Below are 15,683 nucleotides of genomic sequence, written 5' to 3'. Positions count from 1 at the left end.
CCCCTGGCGCGTCCTCGTGCGCCGGGTCCTGCCGCGTGACCTGGGGTGACGTTCGCGGTAGGGTGGGGCACCGGACCTCCGCCGTCAACCTGGAGCCCCTCATGCAATGGTTGCTGTCCACCTCCATGCCTCTGGACATGCTGCCCGTGCGCGCTGTCCTGACCGTGCTCCTGCTGGGCGGGCTGCTGTGCGCCGCTGCCGTGATATGGGGGCAGTTGCTCTGGCGCCGCTGGTCCCGCTCCTACCGCCATGCGTGCGAACTGCTGACCACGGGAGGGCTGCCGCAGGCGGAGGAGCACTTCCAGAGGGCGGCCCGGAGCGCGTCCGGCGTCTTCCGGACGGCGGCGCTGGCGGGCGTGGGCGTCTGCCGCATGCAACGGGGCGCGTACGCGGAAGCCGCGGCCATGTTGGAGCCGCTCATGGGGCAGCGGCTGCCGCGCTCGATGCGGCTGGAGGAGATCGCCCTGCCCGGGCACCTCGCGCTGTGCCTGGCCATGCTGGGAGATACCGCGCGGGCCAGACACTGGCTCGGCGAGGCCCACGAGCGCTTCGGTGGACGGGTCACCTTCCTGGTGCTGCCCGAGGTGGCCATCCTCTGCCGGGAAGGGCACGTGGGCGCGGCGTTGAAGATGATGGAGGACTGCTGGCACTTGCTGATGACCGACGGGCGCGTGTGCTCCCGGATGCGGATGTTCCGGGCGTTCGCGCAGTGGAAGGTGGACCCCGAGCGCAACACCGACTTCGTCTTCATGACGCTGCTGTCGCTCGCGCCCGTGCCGGAGGCGGAGCTGGCCTTCTGCCGGGAGCACTGGCCGGTGCTCGCGGACTTCATGCAGAAGGGCAATGACCTCGTGGCCCGCCAGGAGGCGCAGCGGGCCCAGCGGGACGCGGAGTTGCAGGCCCGGTACGAGCAGTGGGAGCGCGAGCGGGCCTCCTGCACCCGGGAGGCGCCGGAGCCGGAGCCGGACGAGGAGGCTTAGTCCTCCGGCTTCGGCCTGGTGCCCGGCTCCCTGAAGACGAACCGCTTGACGGCGGTGATGGGGGACCAATTGGCGATGTAGACGGCGCCCGGCTCGGAGCTGGGGATTTTCTCCATCCCGTCCTCCTCCTCGGTGCCCAGGATGAAGCAGACGGGGTGCGTCTTCCCGTCGGGCGTCTGGGCCCGGTCGTACCGGCCATACACGTTCGTGCCCTCGGTGAAGAGCTCGCCGAAGAGCACGGTCCCCTCGGTCATGCCTCCAAAGCCGACCTTCACCCTGCTGACGATGGGACCGGAGCGGACGAGGGGGGGTGCTTCCTCGCCCTGCCGGAGGTCGACGAGGACGGTCGGGCCATCTCCCCACCACTGGCGGAGTTCCTTCATCGCGGCGCGCGCTTCGGCGGGGCAGTTCCCCTCGGCGGGGCGCCGCTGGGCACCGGCGCAGGCCAGGCCCACGCACAAGGCGGTGGTGCCGAGCGCTCTGCCCGGGGAGCCAGACAGCTGCCGCGGGGGCTCGCTGGGGGTTGTCGGCGGGAGCTTCTTCAAGGGGAAACCTTTCGTGGCTCGTGCCTTCCCGGGGGAGGCAGCCGCGGGGGTTGACTCCGGAGGTAGTGGAGCCGCAGCCGACCCAGCATCGGGGAGTTCCAGTGGCCGCGCCACTTCGCCGCTCCCGGATGGGAGGACCTCGGCGGAGGATGACGTGGACCGTGCCAGCTCCCGGGTGGACGGGAACCTGGAGGAATGCCGGGGCAGTGCCCAGAGGCCGGTCAACGTCAGGCCGAGCCCCAGCGCCAGGGCCAATCCCCCCGCCCGGAGGGCCCGGCCGCGTCTCCGGCTGTCCGGGGAGGGCGAGGGCTCTCCGGCCCGTTGTCCTCTTCCCCGGCGCCCGGCGGACGGGTTGCTCGCGAGGAGCATGAACCGGGGACTGGTGGCCGTCAGGGGCCGGGTGGGGAAGGCCGGACGGCGGATGCTCCGGCCGGGAGCCTCGCTGTCCTTGCCCGGCGGGACGGACTCCCACTCGAAGACGCTCGCCTCCCATTCCGCGCGCTTGCCGAAGGCCGCCGCCGCCATCAGCGCCTCGTGCACCCCGGCGCCGTCGCGGTAGCGCTCCTTCGGGTCCTTCGCCAGCATGCGCATCAGCACGTCGCTCAGCACCCGGGGCACCCGGTGGTTGAAGTCCCGGGGCGCGTGGGCCCGGTGGTGGGCGATCATCACCGCCAGGACGTCCCCCGGCATCCCGGGGTTGAAGGGGTAGTGCCCCGTCACCGCGCGGTACAGGCTCACCCCCAGCGCGTACAGGTCATCCGCGGCGCCCACCTGGTACGGCTCGCCGGAGCGCGGGCCCCGCTGCATCCAGAAGCGCATGGCCTCGGGACTGCGCAGGTGCGCCGTGCCCGGCGGGAGGGACGTGGGGGTCAGCGGGCTCGCGCCCTCGTAGACCCCGATGCCAAAGTCCACCAGCACCGGCTCTCCATCCGGCTCGCGGATAAGGATGTTGTCGGGCTTCACATCCCGGTGCACCACGCCCCGCGCATGGAGCTCTCCCAACGCCAGGGCCAGCTTCGCCCCCGCCTCGGCGAGCCGGAGGAACGAGGGGTTGCGCGTCTCGGCGTACACGTCCAGGGGCAGGCCGGGCACCAGGTCCATGCCGTGCCAGGTGTGGCCCTCGACCGGATCCGGCCAGCGCCCGTGGCCGTGGAGGCGCACCACGTTGGGATGGACGGCCTTGTCCATCAGCAACACCACCTCCCGAGCGGCGCGGGCGTCTTCGGGGCGCAGGGCCAGTTTGAGGGCCAGGATGACGCCAGGATGGTGGATGTCCTCCACCCGGTAGGCGGCGCCGTAGCCGCCCACGCCGAGTTGATCCACGACGCGCCAGTGGCCCACCTCCGTGCCTGGGGGGAGGGACTCGGGCCGGAGGATGGAGGTTGTTTCGTCCATGGAGGGCCTCAAGGACTGAAGGGGGTGAGGGGCACGGCTCGCCCACCGTCCCGGTCGCGCAGCTCCAGGTCCCAGGGCGGGTCCGTGTCGCTGGCGGGCCGCTCCAACTCCACGGCGAGGGCACGGACCTCTCCCGGCTGCAGCCGCGTTCCGTCCATCCACACGGGCAGCCGCCGCACCTCACGGCCCGCCGCGTCCCTCAGCCGGGCCTCACCGGGGAACCAGGGGCGGGTCTCCGAGGGCAGTTGGAGCCGCGCGACCACCACGATACGGGCGCGCGCGTGGTACACATGTTGTTCAATCACCTGCACCTCATCCCACACAGGTGGCACCTTCAGCCGCTGCCACGTCACTCCCCCTTGCAGCTCTCCGGAGAGCGCGAGCTTGACGAGGCTGCCCGCCTCGCAGCGGGCGAGCACCTCCTCCAGCCTGGCCTCCAGCGCCGGGACCGAGCGTGGCTGGCGGAGGACGCGCACCTGGACATCCACCTCGCGAGCCGCTGGGACGAGCGCGAGCGTGGCGTGGGTGGGGGACAATCCATCCGCGAAGCCCACCCTGAGGAGCAGAGGCCCCTCCTCGGGTAGTGGGAGCGCCGGCCGCAGGACCACCAGCCGGGTCGTGGGCTCCACCAGCGCGAAGCGCTCCTGCCGGCCCTCGAGGGCGAGCGAGTCCGGGTCGATGGACGCATCGAACTCCAGCACCGTGTCGTAGCCGGGGGTGATGCGCACCGTGGGCGCTGGCGCCGTGGCGCTGCCGGGGAGCACCAGGTGACGGGCCTTCAGCTCGGGGCTGGAGAGCAGACGCGGCTGGGCCGCGGCGGAAGTGGCGCCCATCAGGGGCAGCAAACACAGGGCACGGCGCGGAAGGGCGAGGGTCACTCCGGAAGTTCCTCCGGCGGGTGAACCTAGCAGGTCATGCGGCGCGGTGGCAGCCGTTGTCCGCGAGGAGCGGCCATGCTCAGATGCGGGCCCGCTGACTGCGGAGGGGCTCATGACCGGAAGACTGCTGGCCTGGATGCCGTTGCTCGTCCTGGGGACGGCCTGCCCGTCCACCTGGGGCAAGGAAGGCTACGTGCAGAAGACCTTCCACAAGAACATCCTCAGAGAGACATTGGATCTCAGGTCGTGCCCTTTGACGGACGAACAGTGGGTGCTTCGCTGTGGCACTGCGGTCGACCATTCAGGAGATTGTCCTGAGCAGTGTCCTCTTCCTCATGAGGTCGAAGAGGAGTGGTAGGTGATTGATTCTTGATGGGACGCTTCATGCTGCGGCGCGTGCTCCTGATTACCTTGGCCTGTACGCTTCTCCTGCTTCCACTTGCATGGCTGCTCTCCATTGCCATGCCGCGGACGAGCCTTGGCGAGCGGCAGGCGTCGAAGCTCATTCCGGTATTGGCCCACAATGTCCGGCAATCCCTGCTGACCTACCGAAGGGACTGTCATACGGACGCGGACTGCGAGCCACCGCTGGGATGCCTCATCAAGAGGGCTTCGGCGCTACATATGTGTCTGGACAGCACGTGCGAAACAGATCAGCAATGTGACGAAGGCTTCTCTTGTGTGCCCCTCAAGACCGTTGATGGTAGGGCGATTGTTCGTACCTGTTCGCTCGTGGGACAGAGGAAGGAGGGCGAGCGGTGTAAGGTGCTCCCCGCGGTCCAGCGCGATGGCTGTGAGCAGGGCCTGCTTTGTCAGGGGCGGTGCGGCCGTCCGTGCCGGTTGGAGGACCCGTCCAGTTGCCCTGACGGCTTCTTTTGCGCGGAAGGCCCTCAAGGGCCACCTTCATGTCTACCCACATGTGAGGGCCGCTCCTGTCCCGACGGTCTGGAGTGTCTTCCACGCGGAAAGGGCGTTTCTGTCTGTGCCCGGATGCAGGGTGAGGACTGCCGGAAGGTTCCGTGTCCAGAGAAGCATCTCTGTCGGGTGCTCGAACCTCCGCAGCGTCCTTGGGAACTCCGGACGGAATGCAGACGAATCTGTGACAAGGATGCCTCTTGCCCCGCTGGGTACTTCTGCCACGACTTCGGGTGCCGCAAGCCCTGTGCGCCAGAGTCTCCCGAGACCTGCGGGCCGGGGCTCACCTGTGGGCAGCACTATCCGGATGACCCCTGGTACTGCGTTCCGGGCTGAGGGCCGCGTCTCCCCCGGCTACCCGTACGACTCCCGCTTGATGCGCTTGTCCTCCAGGCCCATGGTGTGGAGGTGGCCGAGCACCGTCTCCATGAAGCGCGGGGTGGCCGGGGTGCGCGTCTCCAGCGCCTTGCGCCGGTCCCACGGCGTAATCGCCGGGCCGCACACGTAGACGAGGCACGTGGCCCGGTCCGGGATGAGCTCCTCCAGCAGGGCCTCGCTGATGCGGCCCTTGCGCACGCCCGGGCCGTAGCGCGACTCGTCCATCTCGCGGGTGAGGGTGTGCACCACGCGCAGCTTGTCCGGGTGCGCGCGCTCGAGCGCCGCGAAGGCTTCGCGGTAGAGGACATCGCCCCACGTCTTGTTGGAGCAGATGACGGTGTGGCGCGGCTTGAGGCCCCGGTGCAGGGCGTCCTTGATGATGGAGAAGTTGGGCACCGCGCCGGAGCCGGCGACGACGTGGACGAGGTGGTCCGTGCGCTCCTCCACGTCGTCCGGCAGCACGTAGGGCCCCATGAAGCCCAGCACCTTCATGCGCGAGCCGGTGAGGGGCGCGTGGACGAGGTAGGGCGAGAGCAGGGGCGGGTAGCGGGTGAAGCCGGGGATGTAGTCCTCGTCCTTCACGGTGATGGCCACCAGGGGCTCGTGCGGCGCGGAGGCGAGCGAGTACGAGCGCGCGGGCTCCTTGCGGCCCTTGTGCTCCTGGAGGTAGGTGGCGAAGCGGCCCAGCGCGGGGAACTGGTGCGGGTCCAGGTTGAGGAACTGGCCGGCCTTGTACTCGGGGCGCTCCTGGCCGAAGTCCAGGGAGAGGGTGGCGGTGTCGTGCGTCTCCAGGCGCACCTCGGTCACCGTCACCTCGTACTCCTTGGGGCGGTTCCGGGCGGTCGTCACGGCTGCGCTCATGGCTTCCTCCCTACCAGCCCGGTGGACGTTCCTTCGAGGAAAGCATTGCGGCCGGGCGTCAGCCGCGGACAATGCCGCTTCAGGTGACGAACGTCCAACAGAGGGAGCACGTCTTCGTGCCGGCGCTGCCGGGGCTGGAGCCCGCCGTGCGGGCCGAGGCCGAGGCCCTGGGTTTCTCGCCCCAGCCGGTGGAGGGGGGAGTGGAGCTCACGGGCGCGCCGGGGCTGCACCAGGAGGCCAACCTGCGCCTGCGCACGGCGAGCCGCGTGTGGCTGCGGCTGGGGCGCTTCTCCGCGGCGGACGCCGGGGCCCTCACCCAGGGCCTGGCGGGGCTGCCCCTGGGCCCGGTGTGGGACGGACGGACGGTGCCGAGGCTCTCGGTGGTGCTGCACCGCGCGCGCTTCAAGGGGCCGGACGCGGTGCTGGCCGCCGCGGCGCGGGCCTGGGGCCTGCCCTCGGTGGAGCGCGCGGGCCCGCTGGACGAGGAGTCCTCCGAGGGCCTCACCCTGCTCGTCCGGGTGGAGGGCGACACGTGCACGGTGAGCGCGGACACCAGCGGCGAGCCCCTGCACCGGCGCGGGTACCGGCAGGAGGTGAGCCGGGCGCCGCTGCGCGAGACGCTCGCCGCGGGCATCCTGGTGCTGGCCGGGTATGACGGGGTGGAGCCGCTGGTGGACCCGATGTGCGGCTCGGGCACCTTCCTCATCGAGGGCGCGTGGATGTCCCAGCGGCGGGCGCCGGGGCTCCAGCGCGCGTTCGCCTTCGAGCGCTTCCCCGGCTTCGACGCGGCGGACTGGCGTGCGCGCAAGGCAAGGGCGGAGGCGGAGGCGCTGCCCGCACCGCGCTCGGCGTTGAGGGGCCACGACATCAACGCGGGCTCTCTGGGCACGGCGCGGCGCAACGCCCGGCGGGCCGGGGTGACGCTCACGCTGGAGCGCCAGGACGTGCGCACGCTGGCGGCGCCGGCGGGGCTCGGGCCCGGGCTGGTGGTGGTGAATCCGCCCTACGGCAAGCGGGTGGGGGAGGCGGAGGACCTGCCGGGGCTGTACCGGGCGATGGGGGCCACCTTCCGGCGGGCCTTCAAGGGCTGGCGTGCCGCGGTGCTGCTCCCGGACGACGCGGGCCTCGTGCGCGCGCTGGGGCTGCCCGAGGGACGCAACCTCCCGGTGCGCAACGGCGGCCTGCGCTGCCGCCTCCTGGTGAGCACCCTCTAACGGGCGGTTGGCAGGGGCCGCGGCTCCAGCTGGAGCGGCAGCCGCAGCTCGAAGCGCGCGCCGCCCCCGGTCCGCTGGCCCACCGCCACCGTGCCCCCATGGGCGTGCACCACCCGCCGCACCACGGCCAGGCCCAGGCCCGTGCCCGTGGCGCGCGTGGTGAAGAAGGGCTCGAAGATGCGCTGGGCATCCCCCACCGCGACGCCGGGGCCCTGGTCCTCCACGGTGAGGCAGATGCCCCCGGGAACGCTCCCCAGCGCCACGCGCACCTGCCCTCCCGAGGGCGAGGCCTGCACCGCGTTGCGCAACAGGTTCTCCAGCGCCAGCTGCAGCAGCGTCTCGTCCGCGTGAATCATGGGCAGGCCGGGCGTCTCGTCCACCGCCACCTTCACGGTGCCCAGCTGGCGCCGCTCGTGGAAGAGCTCCAGCGTGCGCCGGGCCAGCTCGCCCGGGTGCAGCGGACGCGGCCGAGGCTCCAGCGGACGCACCACGTCCAGCAAGTCCCTCACCATCGCGTCCAGCCGCGTGGCCTCCTCCTCCAGCATCTCCACCGCGCTCGTGCCCACCGGGCCCAGCTTGTCCCGCTTGAGCACCGCCACCGCGTTGAGGATGGAGCCCAGCGGGTTGCGCACCTCGTGGGCCACCACGCCCGCGGCCTCGCCGAGCACCGTCAGCCGCTCCTGCGCCACCAGCTCCGACTGCAGCCGCGACAGCTCGGCCAGGCGCTGCGCCGCGAGCCGGTGGTGGCGCACGTTCTCCAGCGCTCCGCCCACCTGCCGCGCGAACAGCTCCAGCGTGGCCGCGCTCGTGGGCGTCAGCGTCTCGCCCTGCACGGACAGCACTCCGTAGGGCTCTCCCTCCACGAAGATGGGCGCGTCCAGCGCCCGGACCACGGGGTGGGCGCGCCGCAGCTGCGCCAGCAGCTCCGAGGGATGGAAGTTCTCCAGCGCCCGCAGGAAGTCCTGGTGGAAGGCCGCCTTGCGCCGGGTGAGCACCTCGTCGAGGTGGGGCACGCTGGCGCGGGGAAAGCGCACTTCCTGGATGGGTTTCCCGTAGAGCAGCTCGCTGGCGGCCACCTGGGCGGGGTCCTGCCGCATCGGCCCATGCACGAGCGCCTCCCCCTCGATGAACAGCACCGTCACGAAGAAGCCCTGCTGGTGGATGGCCTCCACCGCTGTCTCCAGCACGGCCTGCTCGTCGCGGCAGTGCATCAGCTCTCCCGCCGTCTGCACCAGCGCCTCGGTGAGCCGCCGCGTGCTGGCCTCGCCCTCGGCGTCGAACAGCGTCAGCAGCAGATCCTCCGGCCGCAGCCCGGCGCCCCGGCGCATGCACCAGGTCCGCTCCTGGCCTCCCGCCTCGCGCAAGCGCACCCAGACCCTGTCGGGCACTCCCTGCCCGCGCGTGTAGTCCGCGTGGATCGGCTCCAACCAGGACTGATCCGCGGGCGCGTAGCGGGCCAGCAGCTTCAGCAGCTCGGTGGCGCGCACCTCCTCCAGACCGATGCCGAACAACGCCAGCATGGCCGGGTTGGCGTAGACCACGTGGTTGTCGCGCACCACCAGGACCGGAGCAGGCAGCCCCTCGAGCGGACGGTACTCCGCCATGTCGGACACTTCATTTCCTCCCGGATGCAATCACTCCCGCCGTGCTCCGTAGACCAGAGCGTAGGGCAAGACGGGGGAAATGCACATGTGCTTCGCCAATGCGACGGATCCGGACGGGCAGGAACTGAAGGCGGTAGTGGTGGTGGTGGCCGGCTATTTCCTGCTGGCCGCGGTCTTCCTCAGCGGCTTGTTGTAGGCGCCCCGGAGCGGTTGCCCCGGAGGAACTCGTCGATGAACGAGCGCTCCTCCGGCCGCAAATCCGCCAGTCCCAGGCCATAACCGCGCGGCTGCTTGCCGTCATCCAGCGTGTACTCCCAGATGACGGAGCTGCGCAGCTTGATCTGCTTCTGCTGCTGCTCGAAGTCGAGCACCAGCTCCACGCGCGTGCCCAGCTGCAGCGGCTTGTCGGTGGGCAGGAAGAGGCCACCGGACTGGAGGTTGATGATGCGGTGGTCGGTGAAGATGCCCGCGGTGCGCGTGCTCACCTTGACGCTCACCTGCAGCCGATCATTGCGCGTCTGCAGCAGCCCGACGAACTCCTCGGCCGAGTAGGTGTAGGCCGGGGCCTGCTGCTGGGCGGACCGCACCGTGTTGGGCGTGGCCGGGCGGGGCGCCTGGGCCTCCGCCTCGCGCATGCGGCTGGCGAGCAACTCGAAGACCTCGGCGTGCACCTTGCGCAGCTCGGGGTGGGTGTCCGGCCCCTGGTGCTCGGGCGAGTAGCGCCTGGCCAGCCGGAAGAAGGCGCCGCGCAGCTCCTCCACCGGCGCGTCCGCCTTCACTCCGAAGAGCTGGTGGGCCGGCATGCCCTTCATCTGGTTCATCTGCTGGCGCAGCCGCTCGGCCTGCTGGGCCTCGGCGGACGGGTTGGCCTTGAGCGCACCCAGCAGATCCTTCACCTCGTTGAAGTGCTCGATGGGCTCCCACGAGGAGCCGTCGCGAGAGGCGCGGGTGACGGCCTTGAGCCGCCCCGAGCCGATCAGCTCACGCAGTGACTGGAGCGTCAGGGGCCCCAGCACGCGACCAATGGAATCTCCGATCCAATAATTCGTCGTCATGCGGTCACCTCGTGGATCAGTGGGCCAGGGCCTGCCGGACGGCGAGGGCGATCTCCAGCGGATGGAAGGGCTTGCCCACGAAGCCCACGGCCCCGGCGGACATCGCCTGCTCCACCACGGGCTCGGCATCCATGCTGCTGATGATGAGCACACGCGTGTCGGGCGAGGAGTCCTTCATGGCCGCCAGCACCTCCAGCCCACTGCGCCGGGGCATGAAGAGATCCAACAGCATCACCGCCGGACGCTCGCGCGCGGCCACCTCGAGCCCCTCCTGCCCATCCGAGGCCTCGAGGAGCCTCACCTCGAGCCCACTCTCTTGAATGGCATCCTTGAGGAGGTTGCGGACGAAGCGATCGTCATCGACCAGCAGCAGTGTCGGGGTGCTCATGCGTGGGGATGATAAGTCGGATGGCGCTCGAATGCCCGCGCAACCTGGAAGGCCGTGCATCGATGAACGCAGGGTGAAAGATGATGGACGGGAAGTCGACGCAGGCGCTCGGCACCGCCTGCTTTTGGAGTAAGGGAGGGAGCATGTCCACCGACAAGGCCCTGGCCCATTTCGACGCGCAGAAGAACAGCTACCTCGAAGATTTGAAGCAGTTGGTGCGCATTCCGAGTGTGTCTTTCGACGGATTCGATCCGGCGCATGTGCGCGCGAGCGCCGAAGCGACAGCGAGACTGTTGAAGTCGCGTGGCTTCGAAAACGTGCAGCTGTTGGAAATCGAAGGCGCACATCCGTATGTGTATGGCGAGATATTGAAGGCCCCTGGCAAACCCACGCTGCTGCTGTATGCGCACCATGACGTACAGCCGGCGGGGGACGAGGCGGCGTGGAAGAGCCCGCCGTTCGAGCCGCAGGTGCGCGACGGCCGGCTGTATGGCCGGGGTTCCGCGGACGACAAGGCGGGCATCGTGGTGCACACCTCCGCGGTGGACGCGTGGCTGAAGGGCGCGGGCGCGCTGCCGCTCAACGTGAAGGTCATCATCGAGGGCGAGGAGGAGGTGGGCAGCGAGCACCTCGGGACGTTCCTGCAGAAGCACAAGGCGCTGCTGAAGGCGGACGCCATCGTGCTCACAGACACGACGAACTTCGAGACGGGGCTGCCGTCCATCACCACCGCGCTGCGCGGACTGCTGACGGTGGACGTGGAGGTGCGCGCGCTGCGGCAGGCGGTGCACTCGGGCATGTGGGGCGGGCCGGTGCCGGACCCCGTGATGGCGCTGTGCCGGATGCTGGCGACGCTGACGAACCCGGACGGGAGCATCGCCATCGAGGGCATCTACGAGCAGGTGCGTCCACTGAGCGAGGCCGAGCGCAAGAGCATCCAGTCGCTGCCGGGAGACGCGGAGTACTTCAAGAAGCAGGTGGGCCTGGTGCCGGGGGCGCAGCTGCTGGGCGGGCGTCACCCGTGGGAGATGAACTGGCGGCAGCCCGCGCTGGCCATCAACGCCATCCAGGCCAGCAGCCGCAAGGACGCGCGCAACATCATCTGCGACGTGGCCTGGGCGCGCGTGGGCATCCGCGTGGTGCCCGACATGGACCCGCAGGACGTACAGCGGCGGCTGGTGGAGCACCTGAAGAAGGTGGTGCCCTGGGGACTGGAGCTTCACATCAAGGCAGACCCGCCGGCCGGCCCGTGGTTCACGGATATTTCGCACCCGGCCTTCCAGGCGGCGTTCCGCGCGCTGCGCAAGGGCTACGGCACGGAGCCGGTGGCCATTGGATGCGGCGCGTCGATTCCGTTCGTGGAGCCGTTCGCCAAGGAGCTGGGCGGCGTGCCGGCGCTGCTCATCGGCGTGGAGGACCCGTACACGAATGCGCACTCGGAGAACGAGAGCCTGCACCTGGGCGACTACGAGAAGGCGGTGCGCAGCGCCATCCACCTCTACGAGGAGCTGGCCAAGGACCTGAAGTAGCTCGAGAAGAAGGGCCCTGGTGACTCGGGCCCTCTTCCAGGGGGAACCCGGGGTTCAGCTACCCTCACCCTTTCCCTCTCCCGAGGGGAGAGGGGAGGGGGGCGCAGGGGAAGGGGGTGTAGACGAGGGGGGCGCCGGCGGCGGCACTCCCTTGCCCGCGTAGGCCACCACCTTCACCTCCGAGGTGTCGTCCAACGCCAGCCCGTCCCCCTTCGCCTCCGTGTTCGTCACCGAGATGACGTCTCCCCGGTGCAGCTTGAAGAAGCGCTCGTTCTTCTCCGTGCGGTGCTTCTCCTGCATCGCCAGCCCCATGCGGCCCTCGGGCCCGCAGCCGATGAAGCGCTGCCGCCCCTTGCCCTCGAGCGACTCGGAGACGATCCGGAACAGCCGCTCCGGCCTCGGCTCCGGCCAGCCCTCGCCCTTGGGCGCCAGCATCAGGTAGCTCATCTTCAGCGACTCCTTGTGCAGCCCCGCCGCCCGGGCGATCTCCTCCACCACCTTGGGCATCGGCCAGTCGCGCTCGGCGTGGCACCAGTCGCTCTCCTTCACCAGCGCCGGGCACGCCCCCCGGTACATGCACGGCGCGCGGATGGCGTAGCCCTTCTCCACCATCTCGTCGCGCACCTTCAGCAGCAGCCGCGACGTCTCGCGCAGCGCCGGCTCCAGCACCAGCAGGCTCCCGCCCGGCTTCACCAGCGCCAGCGCCTGCTCCAGCAGCGCCGCCCGCGGCTTCACCGCCTCGTCCCCCGAGCCGTACAGCTCGTTGAGCACGTGGCCCATCGTAATCAGGTCGTACTTGCCCTCCGGCGGGGCCGCCTTGCGCGTCGGGTCCCACTCCCGGGTGGCCAGGGCCTCGCCTGCCTCCGCGGCGAGGGCCCGGGCGAGCGTCAGCGCTGGCTTGCTCCGGTCCGCCGCCGTCACCTCCGCCGCCCCCGCGTCCAGCGCGGCGAAGGCCATGGGGCCCGGTCCACTCCCCAGGTCCAGCACCGTCCGGGGCCGGTTGGGCAGCTCCCCGAGCGCCTCGCGGGCCTGGGCGTACGAGACGGGCCAGTAGAAGAGCAGGTAGGCGCCCAGCAGCTTCGGGTCGTCCATGTACCGGGCCCCGGCCAGCTTCCGGTCGCGCGTCAGCCCCAGCGAGAGCTGCTTCACCCCCGCTCCCACCTCCCTCACCTCCTGGGGCGTCAGGCGCGTCTCGGGCCCGTCCCCTCGCTTCCGGGCCTCGCGCCAGACGGCGATGAGCCGCGGTATCCACCGCTCCAGGTCCTTGCCGTAAGCGCCACTCATCCAACCCTGCCTTCCAACGAGGGGGTCGCCTCTTTCGGGCAACCGCGTTAAACCCAGTCCCAATGATTTCCGTCCGAGACCTGCGCAAGCACTACCAGGTCCACAAGCGCCCGCCCGGCCTCAAGGCCGCCCTCCGCTCCGTCATCCACCGCACCTACACCTCCGTGAAGGCCGTGGATGGCATCTCCTTCGAGATAAAGCCCGGCGAGCGCGTGGGCTTCCTCGGTCCCAACGGCGCCGGGAAGACCACCACCCTCAAGGTGCTCTCCGGGCTGCTCCACCCCTCCAGCGGCGAGGTGCGGGTGGATGGTCATGTTCCCCGCCACCGCGAGGATGCGTTCCTCAAGAAGATCATGCTGGTGATGGGGCAGAAGCAGCAGCTCCTTTGGGACCTGCCGCCCGCCGAGACGTTCGAGCTCAATCGCGCCATCTACGACGTCCCCCGCGCCCAATACAAGCAGACGCTGGACGAGCTGGTGACGTTGTTGGAGCTGGAGGAGCTCATCAGCAAGCCCGCCCGGCAGCTGTCGCTGGGCGAGCGCATGAAGTGCGAGCTGGCCGCGGCCCTCATCCACCGGCCCAAGGTGCTCTTCCTGGACGAGCCTACCATCGGCCTGGACGTGTCCATGCAGGCCACCATGCGGACCTTCATCAAGTCCTACAACGAGCGCAACGGGGCCACGCTCATCCTCACCAGCCACTACATGGATGACGTGGCGGCGCTGTGCCCGCGCGTCATCGTCATCGACAAGGGCCAGCTGTCGTACGACGGCGGCCTGGACGCGCTGGTGCAGCGGGTGCGCCCCGAGAAGCGCGTGGTGCTGCGCCTCAACCAGGCGGTGGCCGCGGACAGCCTGGCGTCCCTGGGCAAGGTGGTGACGCACGACAACGCCACGGCGGTGCTGCAGGTGCCGCAGGAGGCCGTCAACGCCACCGTCAGCCGGGCGCTCTCCAGCCTGCCGGTGCAGGACCTGACGGTGGAGAACGCGCCGCTGGAAGAGGTCATGAGCGAGCTGTTCGCCGAGAGCAAGGCCCGCCGGGGGACGGTGGGCACATGAGCGTGGGGAGCACACTGCGGGCCCTGCCCACGCTGCTGCGGGTGGGCCTCTCCGAGGCGGTGGCCTACCGGGCGGAGATGTTCGTCTGGGTGCTGTCCACCACCATGCCCTTCATCTCCATGGCGCTGTGGACGGCCGTGTCCCGCGAGGCCCCCGTGGAGGGCTCCGGCCCCCAGGACATCGTCCGCTACTTCATGTCCGTCTTCGTGGTGCGGCAGCTGACGGGCGCCTGGGCCGCGTGGATGATCAACTACGAGGTGCGCCAGGGCACGCTGGCCATGCGCCTGCTGCGTCCCATCTCCCCGCTGTGGAGCTACGCGGCGGAGAACCTCGGCGCCATGCCCATGCGGCTGTTCGTGGTGGTGCCGGTGGCCACCTTCTCCGTGTACACGCTGGGCTGGCAGTCGGTGCCCCAGACGCCGTGGGGCTGGGCCTTCGTCCTCGTGTCGCTCTTCGGCGCCTGGCTCATCACCTTCCTCATCAACGTCGCCATCGGCACGATGAGCCTCTACATGGAGAGCAGCACCAAGCTGATGGACGTGTGGCTGGCGCTCTTCTTCGTGCTCTCGGGCTACCTCATCCCCATCAAGTTCTTCCCGGCCAGCGTGCGGCCGCTGCTCGACTGGCTGCCCTTCCGCTACCAGATTGGTCTGCCGACGGAGTTGATGACGAACCAGCACTCGTTCGACGTGGCGCTGGGGTTGCTGGCGCGCCAGTGGCTCTGGGTGGGGCTGATGCTGCTCTTCAGCCTGGGACTCTGGAAGCGGGGCCTCAAGCGCTTCGCCGCGTTTGGAGGGTGAGGGCAATGCTGCGCCGCTACTTGAGACTGCTCGGAGTGCAGCTCCGGGCCTCCAGCCTGCTCGCGATGCAGTACCGCGGGGACTTCGTCATCGAGGGCATCATCTCCATCTTCTGGACGGCCACCGCGCTGATGCCCCTGTTCGTCGTCTTCCGCCAGCGCGAGAGCGTGGCCGGGTGGACCTTCCCCGAGGCCCTGCTCGTCATCGGCTGGTTCACCCTGCTGCAGGGGATTCTGGAGGGCGCCATCAACCCCAGCCTCACCGGCGTGGTGGAGCACATCCGCAAGGGGACGATGGACTTCGTGCTCCTCAAGCCCGCGGACGCGCAGTTCCTCGTGTCCACCGCGCGCTTCCTGCCGTGGCGCTCCATCAACGTGCTGGCGGGCCTCGGCCTGTTCGTCTACGGCTTCCAGCAGATGGGCCGTACCCCCTCACCCGTGGGCGTGCTGGCCTCCCTGGTGCTGCTGGCCACCAGCGTGCTGCTGCTCTACTCGCTGTGGATCCTCACGGTGAGCGCGGCCTTCTACGTGGTGAAGGTGGACAACCTCACGTACTTCTTCACGTCCATCTTCGATGCGGCCCGCTGGCCCGCGTCGGTGTTCCGGGGCGCGTGGGCCTTCGTCTTCACCTTCGTCATTCCGCTGGCGGTGATGACCACCTTCCCCGCGCAGGCCATGCTGGGACGGCTGCCGTGGATGTCCCTGCTCTGGGCGGTGGTGGGCTCGCTCCTCTTCGCCTTCCTGTCGCGGAGGGTGTGGCTGCACTCCATCGGCCACTACACCTCCGCGAGCAGCTGAGC

Annotated in this window: 13 protein-coding genes; 6 read left to right on the top strand and 7 right to left on the bottom strand. The window is 69.9% G+C overall.

The features are described 5' to 3' along the window. Positions 1-101: 101 nt before the first annotated feature. Positions 102-980 (top strand): tol-pal system YbgF family protein, encoded by an 879-nt coding sequence (locus tag NR798_RS39105; RefSeq protein ID WP_375767667.1) that lies wholly within the window; start codon positions 102-104, stop codon positions 978-980. On the opposite strand, the gene NR798_RS39100 is transcribed toward NR798_RS39105, so the two are convergent. The 3 genes from NR798_RS39100 to NR798_RS39090 all read right to left on the bottom strand — a co-directional run bounded on the left by NR798_RS39100 (position 977) and on the right by NR798_RS39090 (position 5,952). Next, positions 977-2,920 carry a serine/threonine protein kinase gene (locus tag NR798_RS39100; RefSeq protein ID WP_375767666.1) on the bottom strand — a complete coding sequence of 648 codons (1,944 nt, stop codon included), beginning with the start codon at positions 2,918-2,920 and terminating at the stop codon, positions 977-979. The two genes, NR798_RS39105 and NR798_RS39100, sit on opposite strands and share 4 nt — an antisense overlap. Before the next feature lie 8 nt (positions 2,921-2,928). Then, positions 2,929-3,798, bottom strand: coding sequence for a DUF2381 family protein (locus NR798_RS39095; protein WP_375767665.1), 870 nt, complete (start codon positions 3,796-3,798; stop codon positions 2,929-2,931). A 1,269-nt stretch (positions 3,799-5,067) separates the two neighbouring features. After that, positions 5,068-5,952, bottom strand: a complete 885-nt coding sequence (locus NR798_RS39090) for an oxidoreductase (RefSeq protein WP_375767664.1) — start codon at positions 5,950-5,952, stop codon at positions 5,068-5,070. Between the two features lie 71 nt (positions 5,953-6,023). Between NR798_RS39090 and NR798_RS39085 the strand changes: the two genes are divergently transcribed. Beyond that, positions 6,024-7,166, top strand: coding sequence for a class I SAM-dependent RNA methyltransferase (locus NR798_RS39085; protein WP_375767663.1), 1,143 nt, complete (start codon positions 6,024-6,026; stop codon positions 7,164-7,166). On the opposite strand, the gene NR798_RS39080 is transcribed toward NR798_RS39085, so the two are convergent. The 3 genes from NR798_RS39080 to NR798_RS39070 all read right to left on the bottom strand — a co-directional run bounded on the left by NR798_RS39080 (position 7,163) and on the right by NR798_RS39070 (position 10,213). Beyond that, complete coding sequence (locus NR798_RS39080) at positions 7,163-8,770, bottom strand: ATP-binding protein (RefSeq protein ID WP_375773896.1); 1,608 nt, start codon at positions 8,768-8,770, stop codon at positions 7,163-7,165. The genes NR798_RS39085 and NR798_RS39080 overlap by 4 nt on opposite strands. 179 nt (positions 8,771-8,949) lie before the next feature. Beyond that, positions 8,950-9,825, bottom strand: a complete 876-nt coding sequence (locus NR798_RS39075; protein ID WP_375767662.1) for a TIGR02266 family protein — start codon at positions 9,823-9,825, stop codon at positions 8,950-8,952. A 16-nt stretch (positions 9,826-9,841) separates the two neighbouring features. Beyond that, entirely contained in the window at positions 9,842-10,213 is a 372-nt protein-coding gene (locus NR798_RS39070; RefSeq protein ID WP_375767661.1) for a response regulator, read from the bottom strand. A 143-nt stretch (positions 10,214-10,356) separates the two neighbouring features. Between NR798_RS39070 and NR798_RS39065 the strand changes: the two genes are divergently transcribed. Further along, positions 10,357-11,742 (top strand): M20/M25/M40 family metallo-hydrolase, encoded by a 1,386-nt coding sequence (locus NR798_RS39065; RefSeq protein WP_375767660.1) that lies wholly within the window; start codon positions 10,357-10,359, stop codon positions 11,740-11,742. Between the two features lie 54 nt (positions 11,743-11,796). Here NR798_RS39065 and NR798_RS39060 read toward each other — a convergent pair whose 3' ends face one another. Further along, on the bottom strand, positions 11,797-13,026 hold the full coding sequence (locus NR798_RS39060) for a small ribosomal subunit Rsm22 family protein (protein ID WP_375767659.1): 1,230 nt from the start codon (positions 13,024-13,026) through the stop codon (positions 11,797-11,799). 62 nt (positions 13,027-13,088) lie between these two features. Here NR798_RS39060 and NR798_RS39055 point away from each other — a divergent pair, with 62 nt between their 5' ends. From NR798_RS39055 to NR798_RS39045, 3 genes are read left to right on the top strand one after another with little or no spacing between them, the layout of a single operon-like run. After that, complete coding sequence (locus NR798_RS39055) at positions 13,089-14,084, top strand: ATP-binding cassette domain-containing protein (protein WP_375767658.1); 996 nt, start codon at positions 13,089-13,091, stop codon at positions 14,082-14,084. Continuing rightward, positions 14,081-14,884, top strand: coding sequence for an ABC transporter permease (locus NR798_RS39050; protein ID WP_375767657.1), 804 nt, complete (start codon positions 14,081-14,083; stop codon positions 14,882-14,884). The genes NR798_RS39055 and NR798_RS39050 overlap by 4 nt, the downstream gene beginning before the upstream one ends. A 5-nt stretch (positions 14,885-14,889) precedes the next feature. Beyond that, positions 14,890-15,681 carry an ABC transporter permease gene (locus NR798_RS39045; protein WP_375767656.1) on the top strand — a complete coding sequence of 264 codons (792 nt, stop codon included), beginning with the start codon at positions 14,890-14,892 and terminating at the stop codon, positions 15,679-15,681. Positions 15,682-15,683 lie beyond the last annotated feature (2 nt).

The sequence above is a fragment of the Archangium gephyra genome (assembly GCF_042230915.1).
Taxonomy (GTDB): Bacteria; Myxococcota; Myxococcia; order Myxococcales; family Myxococcaceae; genus Archangium; species Archangium gephyra_B.
This window is presented reverse-complemented; position numbering and strand designations above follow the sequence as displayed.